Origin of the sequence: Massilia sp. CCM 8734 (assembly GCF_011682155.1) — a bacterium.
GTDB classification, from domain to species: domain Bacteria; phylum Pseudomonadota; class Gammaproteobacteria; order Burkholderiales; family Burkholderiaceae_D; genus Telluria_A; species Telluria_A rubra.
In genome coordinates this window covers 1-19,921 of record NZ_WHJI01000058.1, presented here as the reverse complement: position 1 = coordinate 19,921, position 19,921 = coordinate 1, and the positions used below count along the sequence as shown (strand labels likewise).

The 19,921-nt window shown below is 65.8% G+C and carries 26 protein-coding genes; 12 read left to right on the top strand and 14 right to left on the bottom strand.

All coding sequences use genetic code 11. The features are described from left to right. Positions 1 to 368: 368 nt before the first annotated feature. Entirely contained in the window at positions 369 to 1,205 is an 837-nt protein-coding gene (locus F2P46_RS32580; RefSeq protein WP_166898252.1) for a Sir2 family NAD-dependent protein deacetylase, read from the bottom strand. A 208-nt stretch (positions 1,206 to 1,413) separates the two neighbouring features. On the opposite strand from F2P46_RS32580, the gene F2P46_RS32575 reads away from it, so the two are divergent. Both F2P46_RS32575 and F2P46_RS32570 read left to right on the top strand, forming a co-directional pair. After that, the gene (locus F2P46_RS32575) at positions 1,414 to 1,599 is read left to right on the top strand and encodes a DUF1508 domain-containing protein (RefSeq protein ID WP_126074203.1); all 186 of its coding nucleotides are present in this window, start codon (positions 1,414 to 1,416) and stop codon (positions 1,597 to 1,599) included. Positions 1,600 to 1,662: 63 nt separating this feature from the next. Continuing rightward, the gene (locus F2P46_RS32570) at positions 1,663 to 1,869 is read left to right on the top strand and encodes a hypothetical protein (protein ID WP_166898250.1); all 207 of its coding nucleotides are present in this window, start codon (positions 1,663 to 1,665) and stop codon (positions 1,867 to 1,869) included. A gap of 50 nt (positions 1,870 to 1,919) precedes the next feature. On the opposite strand, the gene F2P46_RS32565 is transcribed toward F2P46_RS32570, so the two are convergent. Beyond that, entirely contained in the window at positions 1,920 to 2,369 is a 450-nt protein-coding gene (locus tag F2P46_RS32565; RefSeq protein ID WP_166898248.1) for a group 1 truncated hemoglobin, read from the bottom strand. A gap of 152 nt (positions 2,370 to 2,521) precedes the next feature. Between F2P46_RS32565 and F2P46_RS32560 the strand changes: the two genes are divergently transcribed. Continuing rightward, positions 2,522 to 2,740: a hypothetical protein gene (locus tag F2P46_RS32560; protein WP_166898246.1), complete on the top strand. Its 219-nt coding sequence runs from the start codon at positions 2,522 to 2,524 to the stop codon at positions 2,738 to 2,740. 35 nt (positions 2,741 to 2,775) lie between these two features. Here F2P46_RS32560 and F2P46_RS32555 read toward each other — a convergent pair whose 3' ends face one another. From F2P46_RS32555 to F2P46_RS32525, 7 genes are all read right to left on the bottom strand, one after another. Then, positions 2,776 to 3,888, bottom strand: coding sequence for a glycosyltransferase family 9 protein (locus F2P46_RS32555; RefSeq protein WP_166898244.1), 1,113 nt, complete (start codon positions 3,886 to 3,888; stop codon positions 2,776 to 2,778). After that, complete coding sequence (locus tag F2P46_RS32550; RefSeq protein ID WP_166898242.1) at positions 3,885 to 4,451, bottom strand: HAD-IIIA family hydrolase; 567 nt, start codon at positions 4,449 to 4,451, stop codon at positions 3,885 to 3,887. The genes F2P46_RS32555 and F2P46_RS32550 overlap by 4 nt, the downstream gene beginning before the upstream one ends. A gap of 21 nt (positions 4,452 to 4,472) precedes the next feature. Then, positions 4,473 to 5,222 carry an SDR family oxidoreductase gene (locus F2P46_RS32545; protein ID WP_166898240.1) on the bottom strand — a complete coding sequence of 250 codons (750 nt, stop codon included), beginning with the start codon at positions 5,220 to 5,222 and terminating at the stop codon, positions 4,473 to 4,475. Between the two features lie 12 nt (positions 5,223 to 5,234). Further along, positions 5,235 to 6,584, bottom strand: a complete 1,350-nt coding sequence (locus F2P46_RS32540) for a glycosyltransferase (RefSeq protein WP_166898239.1) — start codon at positions 6,582 to 6,584, stop codon at positions 5,235 to 5,237. A gap of 69 nt (positions 6,585 to 6,653) precedes the next feature. Beyond that, the gene (locus tag F2P46_RS32535; protein WP_166898237.1) at positions 6,654 to 7,631 is read right to left on the bottom strand and encodes a glycosyltransferase; all 978 of its coding nucleotides are present in this window, start codon (positions 7,629 to 7,631) and stop codon (positions 6,654 to 6,656) included. Positions 7,632 to 7,857: 226 nt separating this feature from the next. Continuing rightward, on the bottom strand, positions 7,858 to 8,742 hold the full coding sequence (locus F2P46_RS32530; protein ID WP_166898235.1) for an alpha/beta hydrolase: 885 nt from the start codon (positions 8,740 to 8,742) through the stop codon (positions 7,858 to 7,860). A 95-nt stretch (positions 8,743 to 8,837) separates the two neighbouring features. Further along, complete coding sequence (locus F2P46_RS32525) at positions 8,838 to 9,590, bottom strand: AraC family transcriptional regulator (RefSeq protein ID WP_166898233.1); 753 nt, start codon at positions 9,588 to 9,590, stop codon at positions 8,838 to 8,840. A gap of 174 nt (positions 9,591 to 9,764) precedes the next feature. Between F2P46_RS32525 and F2P46_RS32520 the strand changes: the two genes are divergently transcribed. The 4 genes from F2P46_RS32520 to F2P46_RS32505 are packed head-to-tail and all read left to right on the top strand — an operon-like array spanning position 9,765 to position 13,420. Further along, positions 9,765 to 10,661: a dihydrodipicolinate synthase family protein gene (locus F2P46_RS32520; RefSeq protein WP_166898231.1), complete on the top strand. Its 897-nt coding sequence runs from the start codon at positions 9,765 to 9,767 to the stop codon at positions 10,659 to 10,661. Positions 10,662 to 10,666: 5 nt separating this feature from the next. After that, positions 10,667 to 11,800, top strand: a complete 1,134-nt coding sequence (locus F2P46_RS32515) for an FAD-dependent oxidoreductase (protein ID WP_166898229.1) — start codon at positions 10,667 to 10,669, stop codon at positions 11,798 to 11,800. Beyond that, positions 11,790 to 12,053, top strand: coding sequence for a 2Fe-2S iron-sulfur cluster-binding protein (locus F2P46_RS32510; protein WP_166898227.1), 264 nt, complete (start codon positions 11,790 to 11,792; stop codon positions 12,051 to 12,053). Before F2P46_RS32515 ends, F2P46_RS32510 begins: the two co-directional genes overlap by 11 nt. Beyond that, positions 12,050 to 13,420 (top strand): FAD/NAD(P)-binding oxidoreductase, encoded by a 1,371-nt coding sequence (locus F2P46_RS32505; protein ID WP_166898225.1) that lies wholly within the window; start codon positions 12,050 to 12,052, stop codon positions 13,418 to 13,420. Before F2P46_RS32510 ends, F2P46_RS32505 begins: the two co-directional genes overlap by 4 nt. Before the next feature lie 11 nt (positions 13,421 to 13,431). On the opposite strand, the gene F2P46_RS32500 is transcribed toward F2P46_RS32505, so the two are convergent. Then, entirely contained in the window at positions 13,432 to 13,977 is a 546-nt protein-coding gene (locus tag F2P46_RS32500) for a hypothetical protein (protein WP_166898223.1), read from the bottom strand. 352 nt (positions 13,978 to 14,329) lie between these two features. Between F2P46_RS32500 and F2P46_RS32495 the strand changes: the two genes are divergently transcribed. From F2P46_RS32495 to F2P46_RS32480, 4 genes are all read left to right on the top strand, one after another. Next, the gene (locus F2P46_RS32495; protein WP_166898221.1) at positions 14,330 to 14,644 is read left to right on the top strand and encodes a KGG domain-containing protein; all 315 of its coding nucleotides are present in this window, start codon (positions 14,330 to 14,332) and stop codon (positions 14,642 to 14,644) included. Positions 14,645 to 14,757: 113 nt separating this feature from the next. Next, positions 14,758 to 15,159, top strand: a complete 402-nt coding sequence (locus tag F2P46_RS32490; RefSeq protein ID WP_368737984.1) for a hypothetical protein — start codon at positions 14,758 to 14,760, stop codon at positions 15,157 to 15,159. A gap of 85 nt (positions 15,160 to 15,244) precedes the next feature. Further along, positions 15,245 to 16,366: a M14-type cytosolic carboxypeptidase gene (locus F2P46_RS32485; protein WP_166898219.1), complete on the top strand. Its 1,122-nt coding sequence runs from the start codon at positions 15,245 to 15,247 to the stop codon at positions 16,364 to 16,366. 2 nt (positions 16,367 to 16,368) lie between these two features. Continuing rightward, the gene (locus F2P46_RS32480; RefSeq protein ID WP_166898217.1) at positions 16,369 to 16,833 is read left to right on the top strand and encodes a CYTH domain-containing protein; all 465 of its coding nucleotides are present in this window, start codon (positions 16,369 to 16,371) and stop codon (positions 16,831 to 16,833) included. Positions 16,834 to 16,879: 46 nt separating this feature from the next. On the opposite strand, the gene F2P46_RS32475 is transcribed toward F2P46_RS32480, so the two are convergent. Beyond that, complete coding sequence (locus F2P46_RS32475; RefSeq protein ID WP_166898215.1) at positions 16,880 to 17,410, bottom strand: hypothetical protein; 531 nt, start codon at positions 17,408 to 17,410, stop codon at positions 16,880 to 16,882. Between the two features lie 62 nt (positions 17,411 to 17,472). Here F2P46_RS32475 and F2P46_RS32470 point away from each other — a divergent pair, with 62 nt between their 5' ends. Next, positions 17,473 to 18,183, top strand: a complete 711-nt coding sequence (locus F2P46_RS32470; protein ID WP_166898213.1) for a hypothetical protein — start codon at positions 17,473 to 17,475, stop codon at positions 18,181 to 18,183. Here F2P46_RS32470 and F2P46_RS32465 read toward each other — a convergent pair. The 3 genes from F2P46_RS32465 to F2P46_RS32455 all read right to left on the bottom strand — a co-directional run. After that, entirely contained in the window at positions 18,180 to 18,485 is a 306-nt protein-coding gene (locus tag F2P46_RS32465; protein ID WP_166898211.1) for a DUF2177 family protein, read from the bottom strand. The genes F2P46_RS32470 and F2P46_RS32465 overlap by 4 nt on opposite strands. After that, positions 18,422 to 19,078 (bottom strand): ankyrin repeat domain-containing protein, encoded by a 657-nt coding sequence (locus tag F2P46_RS32460; protein ID WP_166898210.1) that lies wholly within the window; start codon positions 19,076 to 19,078, stop codon positions 18,422 to 18,424. Before F2P46_RS32460 ends, F2P46_RS32465 begins: the two co-directional genes overlap by 64 nt. Positions 19,079 to 19,172: 94 nt before the next feature. Next, positions 19,173 to 19,921 (bottom strand): DUF4124 domain-containing protein (locus tag F2P46_RS32455; RefSeq protein WP_166898208.1); only part of this gene is annotated, 749 nt, incomplete at its 5' end.

Sequence of the window (19,921 nt, the reverse complement as noted above, 5' to 3'; positions counted from 1 at the left end):
CTTTCTTGGCAGGTGAGGAGCGGCAGGTCGCGTCCGCGATATGCGCGCTGGTGGCTGAGGTTGCAATTTTGGCACAATTGACTTATCAGCTTGCCTTACTTGTTGAAAACGTGATTTAAATGCAACTCGGGTTAACGCACACCCTTGACAAGCGCTTCGGTTTCTTGATTTTTGAGCAAGCCGACGACAGCGGCCAGCATGGCTGCGGCCGTCCCTTGTCCAAGCGAGCGCTCAGGGGACGCGATCGGGCGTGCCGATCGCCGATCCGCGGACAATGCGCCGGCCCCTGCGGCGTCGCGCAAGCGGGCATGGTCGATGGGGTGGTGCTGGACGCGCGCCTTGCCGGCCGCACCGGATTGGCATCGCCGTTACAGCGCGTCCATCGCTGCTGCAATACGCGAAATGCCTTCCAGCGCCCCGAGCGCAATCCCTATATCGCGCGGCAAGCCAACCGCTGACTCGCTCGGATTGACGCGGATCAGCGGCCGGTCCTGGGTTTCGCCGAATACCCGCACCGAAGGTATCCAGGTGCCGGCGCCCAGTTCGATGATGACGGCGCGCTGCTGGCGCGCCAGCCAGGTGTCGAGGCGGTGCTCCTGCTTGTCGGCATAGCTTGAATCCCACAGCCGGTCGCCGAACATCAGAATGTTGGGCCGGGCGATGTCGCCGCAGTTGGGGCAGCGCGGCAGCGCGCAGGTCAGCAAGCATTGTTCCTCATCGATCAGCGGCACGAACGCTTGCGCGGACCAGGTCGGATGGCCGCAGTCGCCCAGGCATTGTAGTTTCTCGATGCTGCCATGACACTCCACCACGCGCTCATCGCGCATGCCGCTGCGCTGGAATTGACCATCGACATTGCTGGTGAAGACGAAAGCGCCGTTCGGCAGGCGCGCCGCGATGTCGTTGAGCAGGCCGAATCCCGCGTGCGGCACCGTGCGCCGGTACAGTTGCAGCCGGTGCCCGTAAAAGCCCCAGGCCAACTCGGGGCGTTCGCGAAAGGCGCGCGGGTTGGCGATCTCGGTAAAGCGCAGGCCGTGGTTGCCCAGGGCCGGGTAAGCGTTCCAGAAACCTTTGTCGCCACGAAAATCAGGCAGGCCGGAATCGATGCCCATGCCGGCGCCGGCCGTGATCACCATGCCGTCGCACTGGTCGATGAGGGCGGCCGCGTCTGCGCAAGCCTGGTCGAGAGAGGGAGTCGTCGTCATACGGTACTTCTTAAGAATGGGAGAGGCGCCATTCTACGGCCTGTGCTTTCCGCCCACCGGTTTCCCGCCAATTGCAATGCCAAAGCGCAAAATTGACGTCAAGAAATTGAGCGTGCGTTTGATATAGCGCTAGTCCTTTATTGAACCAATCAGAATGCCGGGTATACCGCTCTGTAACACTGGAATCTCACGTCATGGGAGGTTCATCATGTATTTCGAAATCTACCAAACTCAAGCCTCGGAAAAAAGCCGCAAAGAGTGGCGCTGGCGCCTCAAGGCCAAGAATCACGAAATCATTGCCAGCGGCGAGGCCTACAGCTCGCGCGCGAAAGTGCTGGCGGCGATCGAGCTGATCAAGTCGGTCACCGTGCGCACAAAGATTGTCGAGGGTTGATCGGCCGTGGCACGCGGACGAGCCGCCGCAGCGGCTTGTCCTTCTCTCTTCAAGGAGCTTATGATGCAAAACAATAATTGCCGTCAATTGGATGTGACCAGGGAAATCCCCAGGTCGGTTCCGCTGACCCTGCGCGAACTGACCGGCCGCCGCATCCGCGTGGTGCCGTTCGGCGCGCTGATCACCCAGGAGTTCATCGCCGGGCGGGTGACAATTTATTTGAATCAGCAGAACCTGGTCCGTAATGTCGTGGTCGAAACCTGCGACTGACAGTGACACTATGCCGCAGACTGGGGCGTCGCCCGGCGCCCTGTTTTTCCTTATTTGTTCAGCACCTCGCCAGAGAGCTTGTCGAGTATCGCTTCGAGCTCTTCACGCTCTTTCCTGGCCACCCCGCGGCCGATCAAGGCCCGATCGACATGCTCCCCCATGACCTGCAATTCTTCCACGGTGAGCGCCATGCCGCGATGCGCCAGCGCCATCGAATCGCCTTCGTACTTGCAGGGCCCGCCGCTGACCGAACACAGGTGCGAGGCCACGCTGGCCTTGAGCCGCGCCAGGTTCACGCCCTCGAAGGTGCGCCTGGAGCGTGGGTCGATGGACACCTTCGATACGACCTCGTCGGCCACGGCGGTCAGGTTCTCCATGCCGCCAAGTCGCGCGAACAGCGACGCCTGGGGCGCGAGGGGTACGCTGGACGAGCAGGCGGTAACGCCGAACAAGGCGCCGGCGGCGAACAGGGCTGTCACACTGGCGGTGCGAAGAGTCATGAAATGGGTTCCTGATTGTGAGGAATCATCCTAACACTCCCGCCGTGCGCGCCGCGTCCGCTTCGATTGCACAGCACCAATGCGCCTCGCGTACGCGGGCAATCGGGCGCGCGGGCCTATACTCGCCGTTTTCCCCTGACAGAGAGAACACCATGAGCGATTCCGAGGTAAAAGTCATGCTGAGCGAAATTAACAGCGGCGCCGGCGCGAATGTATTGAATGCGCACCGGGCCGCCGTGACCATCGCGCAATACATGCAGCTGTGCGAGGGATTGCGCGGCATTATTCCCGATGGGGAAGTGAGCCTGGTCGCGGCAAGGCTGACCGCAGGCATCGTCGCCAATCCCGGCTTCGCCTTGTCGACCCAGTGATGCAGCCTGCCTGAGCCCGTTGTGGACTGCGCGCCTCACGGGTCGGTTGATGAGGCCCGATACTGCCTCGCTGCGCCCATCAGGCTGCACACCGCGTCCACCACCGCGGCCGGCGCGACCTTGCCCAGGCAGTCGTGATGTCCTTCCGGGCACACGCTTTTATAGCAGAAGCGGCAGGGCACGTCGTGGTACAGCAGCCGGCTCTCGACCTGCCACGGCGTGTGCTGCGGATTGGTCAGCGCGTACAAGATGGCCAGCGGCGTGCCGAGCGCCGCGGCAATGTGGGCCGGACCGGTGTTGTTCGACAGAACCACCGTGGCCAGGCGGATCGCCGCGCCCAGCTGGCCCAGGTCGAGCTGGCCGGCCAGCGAATGCGTGGTCACGCCGCAAGCGGCGCGGATGCCGTCGATCAGCGCCGCCTCGTGCGCATCTCCGGTCAGCACGATCGGGCAGCCGGTGCGCCGCGCCAGCGCGCCGATTACATCGGCCCAGCGCTCGGGCGGATAGCGGCGCGACGCCGCGCTCGCGCCCGGATGCATGAGGATCCACGGCCGCCCACGCCGGATGCCGCGCTCATCCAACATGCGCCGCACCGCCGCCAGATCGTGGGCGCGCAGTGCAAAGCGCATGCGTGGATTGTCGCCGTGGCAGCCCACGCTGGCGACCAGGTCGCGCTGGCGCTGCACTTCATGGCGGATCTGGGTGGCGGGCTCGTCGTCCACCACCCAGTGCGAGAGCATGCGATAGGGGTTCTCGCGGCAATGGCCGAGCCGTAGCGCAATGCCGGCCATGTAGCACATCAGGGCGGCCGGCAGGGCGCTCTGGCTGAACGAGGTAAACACGACGGCGGCGTCGAAATGGCGTTCAGCCAGTTGCCCGATAAAGTCGCTGTCGGCCGATGGCGGGTGCGGCGCGCCATGCGAGGCGCCGCCCTTCATCCACGGCGCCGCATAGGTGATGACGGCGTCCACATCGTCGAGATAGGGAGCCAGCGCCGTGCCGCTCGCCGAACTGAGCAAGGTGAGCGTGCGGCCCGGCCGCGCCTGCCTGAGGGCGCGCATCGCCGGGGTGCACATCAGCACGTCGCCCATCGAATCGAGGCGCACGCACAGGATGTTGCGCGCATCCATCCACTGCGGCGCGCTCATTGCCGATCCTCGTCGTGCCTGACGATCATCACGGCCGCCGCGTACAGGTCGGCGGCGATGCGGGTCGGAACGCGGTGCGGCCCCAGTTGCCACTCGGTTTCGTTGCCCTTGTCGATCAGCAGGGTGCGGCAGCCGGCGCGGTTGCCGGCTTCCACATCATGCAGGATGTCGCCCACCATCCACGAGGCGCGCAGGTCGATGCCGTGCTCGCGCGCGGCGCGCTGCAGCATGCCCGGCATGGGCTTGCGGCAAGTACACGCCACCGCATACGGCGCCACCTTGCCGGCCGGATGGTGCGGGCAGTAGTAAAAGCCATCGAGCATCAATTGCTCGCGGAACAGCAGGTCGGCCAGGCGCCGCTCGATGCAGCCCATGGCGTCTTCGCCAAAGTAACCATGCGCAATGCCATCCTGGTTGCTGATGATGAAGAAGCGGTAGTCGAGGCGCGCCAGCAGGCGCAGGGCGGCGCCGGCGCCGCTGCACAGGGTGATGCGGCGCGGCTCGGCGTTGTAGGGCACATCGTCCACCAGGGTGCCGTCCTTGTCCAGAAAGATCGCTCGCATGATTCAGGTCGCTTTCATTGTCTATGGCCATGAAGATTCTTGCATTGGCAGCACGGTGATTTCGGCCACCACGCTCTCGGGCGGCAACAGCAACACCGAGCGGATCGCCTGGGCCACGTTCATCGGGTCTTGCAGGGTGGCCGCGTCGAGCCCGGGAAAGCGCTCGAGCAGGAAGGGCGTGCGCATGCCGCCGGCAATCACGGCCGTCACCTTGATGTTGTGTGGCCGCAGTTCGGCATGCATCGCATGCGACAGGCCCAGCAGCCCCCACTTGCTGGCGTGATAGGCGCTGGCGTTGGGCCAGGCGCGCTTGGCGGCGGTGGAGGCGACGTTGACGATGTGGCCTCCGCCGGCCTTGCGCATGTGCTGCGACGCATATTTGGCCAGCAGGAACGGCCCGTTCAGGTTGGTGTTGATGACGCGACTCCATTGCTGCGGCGTGAGCTCGGCCATCGGCAGGGTGACGTCGGTGCCGGCGTTGTTGATCAGTACGTCGAGGCGGCCGAAGCGTTCGAGCGCGGCGCCGATGGCGGGTTCGGCGCTGGCCGGATCGCCCACGTCGAAGCCGAGCGCATGCACTCGCACGCCATGCTCGCGCAGGATGTTGGCGCTGACGGTGGCCATGTCGTGGTTGATGTCGGCAACGATGAGGTCGGCGCCGGAGCGCGCCAGCAGCTGGCACAGCGCCGCGCCGAGTCCGCTGGCGCCGCCGGTAACGAACACGGCCTTGCCGCGCAGGCTGGGCTGTTCTTGAGCAAGTTGATCGGACATGGAGCAGTCCTCCTAAGGGGTGGGTAGATGGGAAACGCTGCAGGCCGCACGCGGGGCGCTCGCCTGCTTGCCGACCACGTCGGCGTAGATGGCGGCGGCCTTGTGCGCCACCTGGCGCCAGGTGTAGTGCCGGAAGGCGCGCCGCATGCCTTCGTCGCCCATGGCGGCGGCCAGTTGCGGGTCGCGTTGCAGTTGGGCGAGCCTGTCGGCCACCGCTTGCGGATCGCGCGGCGGCACCAGGAAGCCGGTGACCTCGTCCTGCACGGTGTGCTTGATACCGCCCACGGCCGCGCCGATGACGGGCCGCGCGCACGCCATCGCCTCGACCGGGGTGATGCCGAACGGTTCGTACCAGGGCGTGGTGACGAACACGTTGGCGGCGCTGTACCAGTAGCGCAGTTCGGCGCGGTGTTTGCGGCCGGTAAAGTGGACCTGCGCGGCGATGCCGAGGTGCGCCGCCAGCGCGCGCAGGCGCGCCAGTTCCGGCGTGTCGCGCCAGGCGCCGGCGGCGGCGTCGCCACCGACCACCAACAGCTCGGCGTCGACGCCATGCTGGCGCCGCAGCAGCGCCAGGCTGTGGATGACCGTGTCGATGCCCTTGCGCGGCACGATGCGCCCGAGTTGTAGAATGAGGAACTTGCCTTGCGTAAGACCCAGCTTGTGGCGCGCCAGGCGCATCGGCAGCGGCCACAGTTCCTGCGGATCGAAGCCGCAGGGGGCGATGTCGATGCGCTTGCCGGGCGCGTCGTAGAGTTGCTCCATGTCCAGCCGGTCTTGCGGGCATTCGGCGATGATGCGGTCGGCCTGGCGCATCAGGCTGTTTTCGATTTGCAGGCGCGACGGCGGAAAGGCGTCGGCCGATCCCTGGGCGCGCAGCCGCACTTGCCCGAGCGCATGGAAGGTGATGACAAAGGGAATCCCGAGCACTTGCTTGAGATGCCGCGCCACCATGCCCGACATGAAGAAATTGGCGTGCGTGACGTCGTACAGCGCCTCCTGGCGCCGCGCGAAGCGGGCCACGAAGCGGGAAAAGGTGTCTATGTAGGGCAGCATCTTTTCTTTCGGAATGTAGTGGGCCGGCCCGGCCGGCACGTGGATCACCCGGATGTTGCGGCGCCAGTGCACCGTTTGCTTCTGGCCGATGGCGTCGCGCCGCGTGAAGATGTCGACCAGGTAGCCGGCCAGCGCCAGCTCGCGCGCGAGGTGGGCCACGTAGACGTTCTGGCCGCCGCTGTCGACGCTGCCGGGCGCGGCCAGCGGCGAGGCGTGCTCGCTGACGATGGCGATGCGCCTGACCGCGCCGCCAACGCTTGCGGGGCGCGGGTCCGGGTCCGGGTCCGGGTGTAATTGACCAAGTAACATGCCAGCTCCTTCTTGTTTTTAGCGTTGCTCTTTGCGTTGTTTTTGCATTGATCGAGTCAAGGGGAAACCTCAGTACGGCTGCCCGTACGCGGGTGCGCGCGCCAGGTCGGTCACGTGGCGCAGGGCGCGGTCCCAGTCGTCGCTGAAGCGGCCGATGGCAAAGCGTTCGCGCGCACGCTTGCGCCCCTGGGCGCCGAGTGCGCGCGCCAGCGCCGGGTTGCGTCCGAGCTCGTGCATGTGCCCGACCAGGGTGCCCAGATTGGTATCGATGAAGCCGGACTCGCCGTTATCGATGACGGTGCTCATTTCGGTGGTGGCCAGGGCGACCACCGGCATGCCGATCATCATCGCTTCGATCACGGCCAGGCCGAGGCTGGTGTAGCGGATCGGATTGAACAGGTAGCGGTAGCTGGCGGCAAAGGCCGGCAACTTTGCGTGCGCGATCTCGCCCAGGCCGCCGAGCTCCTGGGCGCCCATGCCGACCAGCTCGAGCGGCACCTCGGCGCGCACCGCGTCGAAGAGGTCGGCGCCGAGGCGCCGCCCGCGCCGCGCCAGGTGGTTGATGACGACCAGGCCGCATTCGAGCTGGCCGCGATAGTCGATACCGTCGGGCACCTTGACGCCATGCTCGATCACGCAGGTGGGGGTGCTGCCGCTGTCCCACATGAGCGCGTTGAAATGGGTGACGTGCACCAGCAGCACCGCCGGCGTGTCGACCGGGTGGCGCGTGTCGGTGGGGTGCTCGCGCGGCGGGTCGTGTTCTATATAGATGCGCGGCAGCGCGCGCTGGCTGGCGCTGAGGAATTCGTACTGGTCTTTTTCGTACTGCGCGTCGTCCTGGAAGACGATGCAGTCGAACTGGTGGTGGCGTGCTTCGGACACGGGCATGTCGTGCACGTTGTCGCCCCAGGGCATGTTGCCGGTGCGCCCGCCGTAGCCGGGCGGGCGGCCCGGCTTGGACAGCACGTAGAAATCGTGCGGCGCCTGGCTGAGGTAGTACAGATAGCTGCCGTGGGTATGCCAGGTCAGCACTTTCAGGCGGCGCATGGCGGCCTCGCGTGCGGGTGCGGATCGGGTATTGTCGACATCATGTTGCCTCCCTGCGAACGGTGAGCGATGAGATGGTTCGATTCGCAGAGGGGCGGCCGAGTTCCTGCCGTATCGCGTCGGTTCAATCCAGATCAAGTGCAAGCTTGATTAAGGCGATGGAGGAGAGCGGAAAGGGCAGGGCAGGGAACGGCGCAGCGGAGCGGGAAAGCGTGCGTTGAAGAAGCTAGTTGGTCTTTCCCAGGGTAATCCGCCCGCCATCGCTGTGAACGAAGCGCTCCACGCTATCCAAGGTCGGCGCCAGGAAGCGCAGCGGCGCGGCGAGCGAGGCCACCAGCGTGGTATGGCTCACCTTGTCAAAATACAGTTCCTGCACCGCCACCTCCTTGGCGCGCAGCCTGGCCGCCATGGCGCGCGTGGTGCGCACAGCATCGACCAATTTGTCGTTGTTGGCTGCGATCAGCAACGCCGGCGGCGTGCCGGCCCTGGCGTGGTTGATCGGCTGCGATTCCGGCGGGGTGCTTGGAAAGTGAAACACCGGCTTGGTCACCGGATTTTCAATCGGCAAAAAATCATACGGCCCGGCCAGCCCGATCCAGCCGCGCAGCGCGTTCGGTTGCATGCCCTGTTTCGCCAGCCATTGCGCATCGAGCGCCATCATCGCGGCGTTGTAGGCGCCCGAGCTGTGGCCCATCACGAACAGGCGTTTCGGGTCGCCGCCGTAGCGCGCAATCTCGCGCACGGTCCAGGCCAGCGCGCGCGCCGAATCGTCCAGGAAATCGGGATAACTCACTTCCGGATGCAAGCGGAAATCGGGAATCACCGCCACCATGCCGCGCGACGCCAGGGCCCGCCCGACGAAGGCGTAATCCTCGCGCTCGCCCTTACTCCAGTTGCCGCCCAAGAAGAACACCACCACCGGCGCCGACGCGCTGGCGTCTTCCGGCGAGTACACGTCGAGCTTGTGACGGACGTTCTCGCCATACGCCAGCCCGCTGCCGCTGCGCAGGCCGCTGCCGGGGGAGAGCGCGTTGAGGGTGGGTAATGGCGAGCAGGCGGCCAGGCCGCCCAGCAGGATCGCGCCGAACAGGGCCGCGTGCAGTTTCTTCATGGGGATCTCGAATGGGTCAGTGTCAAGCCATTATATCGAGGGGGTAAAAACCGCCATGTACGCTTGAGCTCGCTTACGGCATGCCCAATCAGAACTTATTCCCCCCGGCAATGCGCACGGTATTGGACCGGGCTCATTCCCGTGTGCGCCTTGAACTGGCGGCTAAATGCGCTGTGGTCGGTGTAGCCGCAGGCATACGCGATCTGGGCGATGCTGTTCTTGCTGCCGGACTCGATCAGCGACATGGCCGCGCCCAGGCGCGACTGCAGCAGCAACTGGCGCGGCGAGTAGTGAAACACGCGCTGGAACAGGCGCTCCACGCGCGAGAGCGACAGGCCGGCATTGCTGGCCAGTTCTTCCATGCTGACGTTGGCGTGGTAGTTGGCGCGGATGTGGGCGGCGATGTCGGCGATCTTGCGGTAGACCGGATGCAGTTCGTCGGCCAGTCCCAGGTCTTGCGAGGTGCCGGCCAGGCCGACGATGGCGCCGTGCTCGTCGCGCAGCGGGGTCTTGTGGGTCAGGCACCAGCCGCGCGCGCGGCTCGGGTACAGGTGCAGTTCGAGGTGTTTTTTCAGCGCCGTGCCGCTGTCGATCACCTGCCGGTCCTGCGCCAGGTAGGTCTGCGCCAGCAGCGGCGGATAGACTTCGAGCGCGGTGCGCCCGATCAGTTGGTCCTTGCTGCGCAGGCCGCAGCGCCGCACCAGCGCGTTGTTCACGGTGAGGTAGCGCCCCTCGCGGTCTTTGACAAAAAAGACCAGGTCGGTGAGGGCGTCGAACAATGCCTCGAGCGAGGCCAGTTGCACCGCGCGGATTGGCGGGGCCGCGCAAAACAGCGCACTCATGTCCATGGGGGTGTCTCCGGTTCGGTCACAATGCGTTAGTATAAATCGCCAGGCCGCAAAACATTGTGCCGATTTGAGCCTTTGCACGCTCGTCCATCGATCAAGACCGGGGCCCCCGACAGGGCTAACCTGACTGCTTCCCGTAAACGACCGGCGCGCCGGAGAAAGCAAGGTACCCTCATGTGGCAAGGTGTGATTCCCGCTGTATCGACTAAATTCAATGAAGACGGTTCGCTCGACATGGGCGAAATGGAGCGCTGCTTCGGCTTGCAGATGGAGGCCGGTTGCGATGGCCTGATCGCCTGCGGCTCGCTGGGCGAAGGCCCGATGCTCACGCACGATGAACGGATCGCCGTGCTGCGCCTGGCCAAGCAAGTCACCGGCGCCAAGCCGGCCCTGCTGACGGTGGCCGAAGCCGGCACCCGCGAAGCCTGCGCGCTGGCCGAAAAGGCCGCCAAAGCCGGCGCCGATGGCCTGATGGTGGTGCCGAGCACGATCTACCACAGCAACCACCGCGAAACCATCGCCACCCTGCGCGCCATCGCGGCGGCGGGCGACCTGCCGGTTATGCTGTATTCGAACCGGCTGGCGTACCGGGTCGATGTGACCACCGACATGCTGGAAGAACTGGCCGACGACGCGCGCTTCGTGGCGGTCAAGGAGTCGTCCGACGATATCCGCCGCAGCACCGAGATCATCAACCGCCTCGGCCAGCGCTACGACCTGTTCACCGGCGTCGACAACCTGGCGTTCGAAGCGCTGGCGGTGGGCGCGGTGGGCTGGGTGGCCGGCCTGGTGCTGGCCTTCCCCAAGGAGACCGTCGCCATCTACCGCCTGATGAAGGAAGGCCGCCAGGCCGAGGCCTTGTCGATCTACCGCTGGTTCCGGCCTTTGCTCGACCTGGATGTGTCGTCCTACCTGGTGCAGAACATCAAACTGGCCGAGGCGCTGGCGATCGGCTCGACCGAGCGCGTACGCGCACCGCGCCTGCCCCTCGAAGGCGAGCAGCGCACGCGGGCCGAGCGCATCATCCGCGCGGCCATGGAAACCCGTCCAAAACTGCCAAGCTTCGGCTAAGCGTGGTGCGCGCATACGATGCGATCGTGGTCGGCGCCGGCATCGTCGGCGCGGCCTGCGCGCTGGCGCTGCGCGAGGAGGGCATGGCGGTGGCGCTGGTCGATGCCGCCACGCCGGGAACGGGCGTCACGGCGGCCGGCATGGGCCACCTGGTGGCGCTCGACGAGAGCGCCGACGAACTGGCGCTGTGCCTGATGTCGCTGCGGCTGTGGGATGCGTTCATGCTTGAGCATCCCGGCGTGGGCGAGCCGTCGCGCTGCGGCACCTTGTGGGTGGCCGAGGACGAGCATCAACTGGCCGAAGCGCAGCAGCGCGCGGCGCGCCTGTGCGCGCAGCGGTGGGAGGCGCAGGCGCTCAATGGCGACCAGGTGGCGCAGCTGGAGCCGGCGTTGCGGCGTGGCTTGTGCGGCGGCGTGCGCGTGCGCGGCGACAGCGTGGTGTATCCGCCGGCGGTGGCGCAGTTTTTGAGCGAGCAGTTCACGCGCGCCGGCGGCAGCCTGCACCTGGGCCGGCGCGTGCTCAGGACGGGGCAAGGCGGCGTGATGCTGGACGATGGCGAGCGCCTGGATGCACCGGCCGTCGTCGTGGCGGCCGGCGTGCAGTGCGCGCGCCTGATGCCGGAACTGCCGATCTTTGCGCGCAAGGGCCATCTGGCAATCACCGACCGCTATCCGGGCCGCCTGTCGCACCAGGTTGTGAGCATGAATTATGGCCAGAGCGCCGCCGGCGAGGATGCGCTGGCGGTGGCGGCCAATGTGCAGCCGCGCGCCACGGGCCAGTGGCTGGTGGGCTCGTGCCGCCAGGACGGGCGCACCGACAGCGCCATCGAACCGGCGGTGCTGGGGGCGGTGCTGCGTTGCGCGATCGGATTGCTGCCCTGCCTGGCCGACATGCATATCGTGCGCGCCTGGACAGGCATGCGGCCGGCCTCGCCCGACGGGCGGCCCCTGATCGGCGCCCATCCCGGGCGCGCGGGAACATGGCTGGCCTGCGGCCATGAAGGATTGGGCGTGACCACGGCGTTCGCCAGCGCGCGCCTGCTGGCCGACCAGATCATCGGGCGCGCCAGCGAGATCGACGCGGCGCCATATGCGCCGGCGCGTTTTGCGGTCCTGGCGGAGGTGTGCGATGAGCAGTGACGACATGGTGGTGCACGTGGACGGCCGGCCGGTTGCGGTGGCGGCGGGCGTGAGCGTGGTGGCGGCGCTGGTGCTGGCCAATGCGCTGTGCACACGGCGCTCGGTGAGCGGCGAGGCGCGCTTTGCCTTGTGCGGCATGGGCTACTGCCAGGAATGCCGGGTTACGATCGACGGGCGAGCACACCGGCTGGCCTGCCAGACGGCGTGCCGCGCCGGCATGGTGATTGCCACCGGCGCGGGGGAAGCGGCATGAGCGCGCCGGTGATCGTGCTCGGCGCCGGCCCGGCGGGGCTGGCCGCGGCGGAGGCGGCGTCCGCGTCCGGCCAGGCGGTGCTGCTGGTCGATGAAAACAACGCGCCCGGAGGGCAGATCTGGCGCGGTGGCCCGCAGCGCTGGCGCGACGCTCGCGCTAGCGCCTTGTGGGCGGCGCTGCGTGCGCGCCCGCACGTCACGTGGATGGCTGGGGCGCGCGTGGTGGCGCCAGCCGGTGCCCGGGCGCTGCTGCTCGAAACGGCGGACGGCGCCCTCATCCAGCCCTGGGACAAGGTGATCGTGTGCAGCGGCGCGCGCGAACTGCTGTTGCCCTTCCCCGGCTGGACCCTGCCCGGCGTGACTGGCGCGGGCGGCCTGCAGGCTCTGATCAAGGGTGGCATGCCGGTCGCCGGCAAGCGCGTGGTGGTAGCCGGAACCGGGCCGCTGCTGCTGGCGGTGGCGGCCACCGTCCGTGAGCATGGCGGCGTGCTGGTGGCCTTGGCCGAGCATCGCGACAGTGGCGATCTGGCGCGCTTCGGCGCGCGGCTGGCGCTGTCGCACCGGGGCAAGCTGCTGCAATCGCTGCAACTGGCGGCGCGCCTGCGCGGTGTGCCGTACCTGCGTGGCGCTGGTGTGCTGGCCGCGGATGGAAGCGGGCGCCTGGAGCGCGTGCAGTTGCGTCACCGTGGACGCGAACAAGCGCTCGACTGCGATTTTCTGGCGTGCGGTTTCGGCCTGACGCCGTCGCTGGAACTGGCTACGCTGTTCGGCTGCGCGGTGGAGCAGGGCCGGGTGCTGGTCGATTGCGCGCAGCGCACCAGCGTGAAGGGTGTGTGGGCCGCCGGCGAGTCGACCGGCATCGGCGGCGTGGACAAGGCGCTGGCGGAAGGGCGCATCGCGGGGCTTGGCGCGGCGGGCGTGGCGCCGCAAACGGCGGACCTGCGCATGCGAAGCAAGGCGCAGGGATTCGCCGACCTGCTGGCGCAGGCCTTTGCGCCGCTGCCATCGCTGCGCGCGATGTGCACCGGCGCGACCATCGTCTGCCGCTGCGAAGACGTGGTGGCGGCCGACCTGGCGCCGCACGCCGGCTGGCGTAGCGCCAAGCTGCAAACACGCGCCGGCATGGGGCCGTGCCAGGGCCGGGTGTGCGGGTCGGCCTGCGCTTTCCTGTACGGCTGGGAGGCGCCCGGCTTGCGCCAGCCGGTGTTCCCGGCCAGCGCCGCCACACTGGCGCTGCCGCAAGCGGGGACGCAAGCGGAGTCGCAAGCGCAAGCGCAAGCGCAAGCGCAAGCGCAAGCGCAAGCGCAAGCGCAAACGCAAACGCAAAGGGTGGACACGCTTGCGCGTGCCCACCCCGAATTACCGTAACAGCAAACTAATTAGTCCGGGGTGCCGTCGCTGCGGCGTCCCACGTTGCTTTGCTCCGACTGGCGGCTGCCTTCATCCAGGTCGGCCGGCTGGCGGTTCTGGCGGTTCGACAGGCCGGTGTCGTCATCCATGTCCTGGTCGGCCGCCAGGCGTTTGCCGCCTGGGCTTTTTGGCATGCCGCCGGCGACATCATTGGACTGGTGCTGACCTGGCACGCCTTGTTGCTGGCTGCCGGTTTGCGAGCCGCTGCGTTCCGTGCTTTGCTGGCCAATCTGTGCGCCTTGCTGCGAGCCGCCTTGCTGCTGTTTGGAGCCGCCCAAGCCCCCCGATTGTTGCGAATCGCTCAGGCTGCCCGACTGCTGGGCTCCGCCCAGTCCGCCCGGTTGCGGCGAGCCCGGCAGGCGGTCCGACTGCTGCGAGCCGCCCAGGGTGCCCGATTGCTGCGATTGATTCAGATTGTCTTTCTCAACGGTGCCGCCACGCGACGACGATTCCGATTTCTCGTTGCCGCCATTGCTGGATTGATTGTTCCCCTCGCTACGTTGGTTCGAGTTCATTATTGATTCCTTTCCGAGTAGAGACAAACATAGGATGGCACCCATCACTTGCGGAGGGACCGGGTTAGCGTCCAGTCCGTAAGCGGCGTTGCCAGGAGTGGAATCATGCGCGCTGATTCCAAACCGCTGTATCGGAACACCGTCCGAGTCTGCGTAGGACAAGTCCCCTGTAAAGCCTACCAACAGTGGCGGTGGTGCGGAGTACTGAGAGGAACTAGCCTGTTGTCCTACAAAGTCCCTGCGTCCTGTCCTATAGCCGCAGCGTTCCGCGCTGCTAAGATGGATTTGCTTGATCGCTCATCGGCGTGCAGCCGGTGGGGTCAGACAGAGGCACCAGCTAAAGGAGATGACCATGGCTACAAACAACCAGGGCAACAAGCAAAGTGGTAGTCCGGGCAAGGGAACCAGCAACCGCGGATTCGCCTCCATGGATCCCGAGCGCCAGCGCGAAATTGCCAGCGAAGGCGGCAAGGCGGCTCATCAGAAAGGCACGGCGCACGAGTTCACGTCGGAAGAAGCGCGCCGCGCGGGCAGCATGAGTCACGGCAACCGCCAGGCGGCGCAGGGCGGTGCGCGCAGCGGCGCAGGCGAGGCCGGCAAGGACGAAGGCGGCAACAAGCAGAGCGCGGGCGGCGGCAACAAGGCGGGCGCGGACAAATCGCGCTGAGCCGGCCGGAGCACAGGGGAGCGGCGGCTCCCCGTTGGTAACATGATTCAAGCAATCAGCCTGTGGGATGGGGTAGAATCGTTGCGCCAATTTAACTACCCCGAGGGAGTGTCGTGAAACAAGCAGTCATCCGCCAAGTCAAGAGCATGTATCTGTCATGCGATCCTATCGGTAATCTTTTACTGGCGAAATTTTCCTTCGAAGGCGGCAAGGATGCCTGCGTCTTCATTCCCGCCTCGGTCGTGTTCTGGCTGCTGGCCCACCTGCCGGTGAACCAGGACCCGGAATTGCTGCCGCCGCCGAACCTGCCGCGCATCTATCAGGAAGATTGGGACGACGTGGTCAATCCGCGCGTGCTCAGCGTGCAGTGCAAGCAGTTCAACGATGCCATCCGCATGACGATGGAGCTCGATCGCGGGTCGAATCTGACGGTGATTTTGAACCGCGCCAACGTGGAATTGATGCGCCAGATGATGGAAGGCTACCGCGGCGACCTGATGGACCTCGGTTTCTAAGGCTGCTGTTCGGTGTTGCCCGCCCACAAGCGGGCGGCATTTGGGTATGATGCTCTTCTTTGAGAACCAAAGACAAGGATCTGCCATGCCCATCAAAATCAGCCAGCATTTCGATTCCGGCGCCATCGACGTCGTGCAAGCCGACACCGCCAGCCAGATCGACCTGAACCTGCGTTCCGACTCGCACGCCGACATCCACCAGTGGTTCCACTTCCGCCTGCAGGGCGCGCGCGGGCAGGCCTGCACGATCCGCTTCCTGAACGCCGGCCAGGCGACCTACGCAGCCGGCTATCAGGGCTACCAGGTGGCCGCCAGCTACGATACCGAAAACTGGTTCCGGGTGCCGACCAGCTTCGACGGCCAGGTCATGACCGTGAGCCACACGCCCGAGCTCGACAGTGTGTATTACGCCTATTTCGAACCGTATTCGTGGGAACGCCACCTGCGCCTGCTGGGCGAAGTGGCCGAGAACCCGCTTGCGCGCGTGATTGACATCGGCAGCACGGTCGACGGCCGCGACATGAATATGGTGGTCATCGGCAACCCTGCCGCCGAGAAGAAAATCTGGGTCATCGCACGCCAGCATCCGGGCGAAACCATGGCTGAATGGTTTGTCGAGGGGATGATGGACGCGCTGCTGGACAATGCCAATCCGATTGCACGCAAGCTGTTGCAAAGTGCCGTGTTCTACATCATTCCAAACATGAATCCGGACGGCTCGGTGCGCGGCAACCTGCGCACCAACGCCGCCGGCGCCAACCTGAACCGCGAGTGGATGACGCCGTCGCTCGAGCGCAGCCCGGAAGTGCTGTGCGTAAAGCAAAAGATCCACGAGATCGGCTGCGATATGTTCTTCGACATCCATGGTGACGAAGCGCTGCCGTATAACTTTGTGGCCGGCAATGAAATGCTGAACGATTTCACGCCTGAACGTGCCGCGCTGCAAAAGTCCTTCATCGAGAACTACATGGCGGCCAGTCCCGACTTCCAGAACGTGCACGGCTACGCGGCCAGCAAGTACAAGGAAGACATGCTGACTTTGGCGTCCAAGTATATCGGGCATACCTTCAAGTGCCTGTCGCTGACCCTGGAAATGCCGTTCAAGGACAATGCCGACTTGCCTGATCCGTACACCGGCTGGAACGGTGCGCGCAGCAGCGAGCTGGGCGCGGCGATCCTGCAGCCGATCCTGAAAGCGCTGGGCTGATCGTGGGCGTCGAGATCGAGCGCAAGTTCTTGCTCGCCGGCGACGCCTGGCGTTCGCTGGGCGAGCCGGTGCTACTGCGCCAGGGGTATCTGTCGACCGATCCGGACCGCACGGTGCGGGTGCGGATCGAGGGCGGGGGCGCGACCCTGACCATCAAGGGGCGCAGCGAGGACGCCATGCGCGGCGAGTGGGAGTATCCGATTCCGCTGGCCGATGCGGGCGAACTGCTCGACCGCCTGTGCCAGCAGCCGATTATCGAAAAATACCGGCGGCGGATTACGTTTGCCGGCAATGTGTGGGAAGTCGATGAGTTCCTGGGCGCGAATGCGGGCTTGATGTTTGCCGAAATCGAACTGGCGTCGGAAGACCAGGCGTTCGAGAAGCCAGACTGGATTGGCGAGGAGGTCACGCACGACCGGCGCTATTTCAATTCGAGCCTGATCCGGCTGCCGTTTTCGCAGTGGTGAGCGGGGCCGCTGATCGCCTGCGTACGGGCGCGGCACCCCTTGCTTGCTAATGTTCGGGCGTGTTGAGGCGGGACTGGACCTGCGTAAGGTGGTGGCGATAGGCGCCTGAATGAAGAATGAAAACGTGAGGACCAGGGCCATGGTCCTGGTATTTCGCAGGACCGATGAAGAGGTCGTGGCCGGGTAGGCGGATCAGCAGCGCCAGGAATCCGTCGAACGGTTCCGGTCCCCACGACACGGCGCAGTGCTCAAAGGCGGATGTGCCGAGGTCGAGCTGGCGGGCGGCGTGCGTGCCGAGGGCGGGATGGTCGTTGTCGTAGCGGGCCGTTGGAAAGATCCGCTGCACCAGCGCCGCGTTGTGCGATGGATCCTGCTTATCCAGGGAACGCAGATCGTCTTCGATTGCGCATGCATACGCGCCGGCCACGCACGCGCTGTCCGGATGCGAAAAGGCGATGCCGTGGATGCGGAAGTCGACGCTGTCGAGAAAAACCCAACGATCGCTCCATGAACGCCGCATGCTGGTGCATAGCGGTGGATTGCGCACCGTGGTGGCGGTCCATGCGTCTGGCTTCATGACCGGCCGGGGTAAAATAGTCGATTTGCCATTGCGCTCGCGCCGTCCAAGGAATTCAATCCGTGTTTTTTCATGCCCATATTATTGCATCCGTCCTGGCTGGCGCTGTGCTGATCTCTTCTCCCATGCAGGCGTTGGCGCAAAAGCCATCCGCCAAGCAGCAAGTGGCCTTGCCGAACGCGCCGTTTTCGGTGCAGCCGGCGAAAGCGGTCATCCAGCGTTATCAATTATTGTTCTTGCTGAGTCCTCTGTCGCGACAGAATAAACGCCGCGTGCGCGATTTGACCGGCATCGAGCGGGCTATTGTCTTCGACGGGAATGTGACGCTTGACGAGCCGATCGACATCGGCGCGATTGCCTCGAAAAAGACGGCACTCACGCCGTTCGAGCAAGCCTTGATTCATCGGGAGCGCCTGCTTGTCATTAATGGCGATTTGCATTGCCGCGGCTTGAGCACCTATTCGATGGACGCCGTTTTCGTGCTGGGCAACGTCCATTGCGAGACGGTGGATCTGAGTATCGTGCCGTTTTACGTCAAGGGAAATCTGGTGGCGCGCAAGTCCTTGCTGGGCAGCGCCTACGACGATGGTGGAGACGGCCGGGAAGGCGAGCGCCATGTGGTCGTCGGCGGGACGGTGTCGTCGCCCAAGGTCCGCACCTGGTACTTTTCGCTTGGCCATTTGAGGTTCGCGCAGGAGTCGGCCAAGGAAGTGCTCGTTGAAACGGAGCATGAAAAGTCGGACGGTCCGTGCTTCGGCGACAAGGATTGTTAAGCGCCGGCAGGGCCGGGGTCGAGCCGGTCCATGCATAGCTTGGCGGCCAGTACCGACAGGGTGCTGGCGACGCAGCCCCAGCCGATGTCAATCAGGGCCACGCTGAGCGGCCAGTCGCGCAGGGTGGCCAGGTTGGACAGGTCGTAGGTGGCGTAGGCAACGGTGCCGAACAGGGCTGCCGCAGTCAGGGTGGTGCGCAAGGTGCGGCGCGGGCCGTGTGGGGCCAGGGCGAACACCATCAGGCCGACCGCGTAGAGCAGGTAAAAGGCGATTGCCGGGCCGAAGCGCGGCTCTGCGGCCATGAGGTGACGTTGCGCAGTGTCGGGTTGGCGCCTTCGGCGAGCAACAGGTTCAGCAGGTCGAGATTGCCGGTCGACGCCGCCATGTGCAGGGCGGTCTCGCCTTGCCCGTACGTGGCATCGAGCGGGACGCCTTGCCGCACCAATCGCTCGGCCAGCGCCATCTGGATGGCGTGCTGCTGCGGCGGCGGCAGCGCTTGCAGCGCCAGGCTGTGCAGGGCCGTGCGGCCGCCATCGGCCACCACGCGCGGATCGGCCCCGCGATCGAGCAGCAAGGTGGCCATCTCCAGCGGCGGCGTGCCCAGCGCGTAATCCAGGGGCGTGCCGCCGCTGGAATCGCGCGGACTGTCGGGCCGGGCGCCGGCGTCGAGCAAGATCGTTACGGTCAGGGCGTCGCCGCCGGCCACCGCCGCCAGCAGCGGGCTGATGCCGGCGTGGCAGATGTTGGGGTCGTCGCCCGCATTGAGCAGTTTTTTCAGCAAGGCGTGGCGGTCCTTGCCCAAGGCCATGAAAATACGCGGGGCGGCGCCGGGCCGGAAGTTGCGCGCGGTGTCCTGGAAAGCGTCGCCGCTGGTCGGCGCGTCCGTGCAGCGCATGGCGGCGCTCGCTGGCTGGCGTACCGGGGCCTTGGCCTCGGCCGGGGAATGGTGATGAGCATGGCGAGCAAGGCTGCTGCGGCCATCGGGCGCATCACCGCGCGCCTCCTTTGATGTAGTCGGCCTGTGCCTGGTTCAACAGGCGCTTGACCGAGTCGTACTTGGCCTGGCTGAGCAGATGCCGCGCCGCCTCCAGCTGGTCCAGCGACAGCACGCCGTTCGCGTACATCTTGTCCATTTCCGTGCGCAGCTTGATGATGGCGAACGAGGACATGACTTCCGGATTGAGCGCGGCGACCATCACATCCAGCACGGGGCCGACCGAGCGCACCACGGCGGTGCCTTTGACAGCGGCGCGCAACGCGGCCCGGCTGCCGGCCATGTCCTTGGCGGTCTTGGCCGATACCGCGTCGACCAGGGCGCCTTCGGCCTGCATGTACTGGCCGAGCCGGGAGTTGGAGAAGGTTGGCGTCTTGGTGACCAGGGTGCTGGCCTTGTCGCCGAGCACGTCGGCGTAGGGGCCGTAGCGGTCGCGCTTCATCAAGTCCTTGAGCGTGCTTTCCATCCACTTTTCCATGCTGCCGCCGAACTTGCCGTTGGCCATGCCGGCCGAGGCGCCCATGATGTTGGCGGCGGCTTTCAAGCCAATGCCGGTTTCGCGCAGGGGACGGAACTGGGCATGCTTTTGCAGCTTCATCCAGGCTTGCGGATCTTCCAGGCGCAGCTCGCTCATGACGCGGTCGAAGCGAACCGGGCTGTAGTGGCGCAGGTAGTCGATGTATTCGAGGTAGTCGTTCAGTTTCAGGCCGCGGATGCGCGCCTGTGCCAGCAGGAACTTGATGT

What these genes read in the sequence shown, in the direction of transcription:
- F2P46_RS32580 (WP_166898252.1), bottom strand. Translation starts at nt 1,205, where the DNA reads ATGACGACGACTCCCTCTCTCGACCAGGCTTGCGCAGACGCGGCCGCC.
- F2P46_RS32575 (WP_126074203.1), top strand. Translation starts at nt 1,414, where the DNA reads ATGTATTTCGAAATCTACCAAACTCAAGCCTCGGAAAAAAGCCGCAAA.
- F2P46_RS32570 (WP_166898250.1), top strand. Translation starts at nt 1,663, where the DNA reads ATGCAAAACAATAATTGCCGTCAATTGGATGTGACCAGGGAAATCCCC.
- F2P46_RS32565 (WP_166898248.1), bottom strand. Translation starts at nt 2,369, where the DNA reads ATGACTCTTCGCACCGCCAGTGTGACAGCCCTGTTCGCCGCCGGCGCC.
- F2P46_RS32560 (WP_166898246.1), top strand. Translation starts at nt 2,522, where the DNA reads ATGAGCGATTCCGAGGTAAAAGTCATGCTGAGCGAAATTAACAGCGGC.
- F2P46_RS32555 (WP_166898244.1), bottom strand. Translation starts at nt 3,888, where the DNA reads ATGAGCGCGCCGCAGTGGATGGATGCGCGCAACATCCTGTGCGTGCGC.
- F2P46_RS32550 (WP_166898242.1), bottom strand. Translation starts at nt 4,451, where the DNA reads ATGCGAGCGATCTTTCTGGACAAGGACGGCACCCTGGTGGACGATGTG.
- F2P46_RS32545 (WP_166898240.1), bottom strand. Translation starts at nt 5,222, where the DNA reads ATGTCCGATCAACTTGCTCAAGAACAGCCCAGCCTGCGCGGCAAGGCC.
- F2P46_RS32540 (WP_166898239.1), bottom strand. Translation starts at nt 6,584, where the DNA reads ATGTTACTTGGTCAATTACACCCGGACCCGGACCCGGACCCGCGCCCC.
- F2P46_RS32535 (WP_166898237.1), bottom strand. Translation starts at nt 7,631, where the DNA reads ATGCGCCGCCTGAAAGTGCTGACCTGGCATACCCACGGCAGCTATCTG.
- F2P46_RS32530 (WP_166898235.1), bottom strand. Translation starts at nt 8,742, where the DNA reads ATGAAGAAACTGCACGCGGCCCTGTTCGGCGCGATCCTGCTGGGCGGC.
- F2P46_RS32525 (WP_166898233.1), bottom strand. Translation starts at nt 9,590, where the DNA reads ATGGACATGAGTGCGCTGTTTTGCGCGGCCCCGCCAATCCGCGCGGTG.
- F2P46_RS32520 (WP_166898231.1), top strand. Translation starts at nt 9,765, where the DNA reads ATGTGGCAAGGTGTGATTCCCGCTGTATCGACTAAATTCAATGAAGAC.
- F2P46_RS32510 (WP_166898227.1), top strand. Translation starts at nt 11,790, where the DNA reads ATGAGCAGTGACGACATGGTGGTGCACGTGGACGGCCGGCCGGTTGCG.
- F2P46_RS32505 (WP_166898225.1), top strand. Translation starts at nt 12,050, where the DNA reads ATGAGCGCGCCGGTGATCGTGCTCGGCGCCGGCCCGGCGGGGCTGGCC.
- F2P46_RS32500 (WP_166898223.1), bottom strand. Translation starts at nt 13,977, where the DNA reads ATGAACTCGAACCAACGTAGCGAGGGGAACAATCAATCCAGCAATGGC.
- F2P46_RS32495 (WP_166898221.1), top strand. Translation starts at nt 14,330, where the DNA reads ATGGCTACAAACAACCAGGGCAACAAGCAAAGTGGTAGTCCGGGCAAG.
- F2P46_RS32485 (WP_166898219.1), top strand. Translation starts at nt 15,245, where the DNA reads ATGCCCATCAAAATCAGCCAGCATTTCGATTCCGGCGCCATCGACGTC.
- F2P46_RS32475 (WP_166898215.1), bottom strand. Translation starts at nt 17,410, where the DNA reads ATGAAGCCAGACGCATGGACCGCCACCACGGTGCGCAATCCACCGCTA.
- F2P46_RS32465 (WP_166898211.1), bottom strand. Translation starts at nt 18,485, where the DNA reads ATGGCCGCAGAGCCGCGCTTCGGCCCGGCAATCGCCTTTTACCTGCTC.
- F2P46_RS32460 (WP_166898210.1), bottom strand. Translation starts at nt 19,078, where the DNA reads ATGCGCTGCACGGACGCGCCGACCAGCGGCGACGCTTTCCAGGACACC.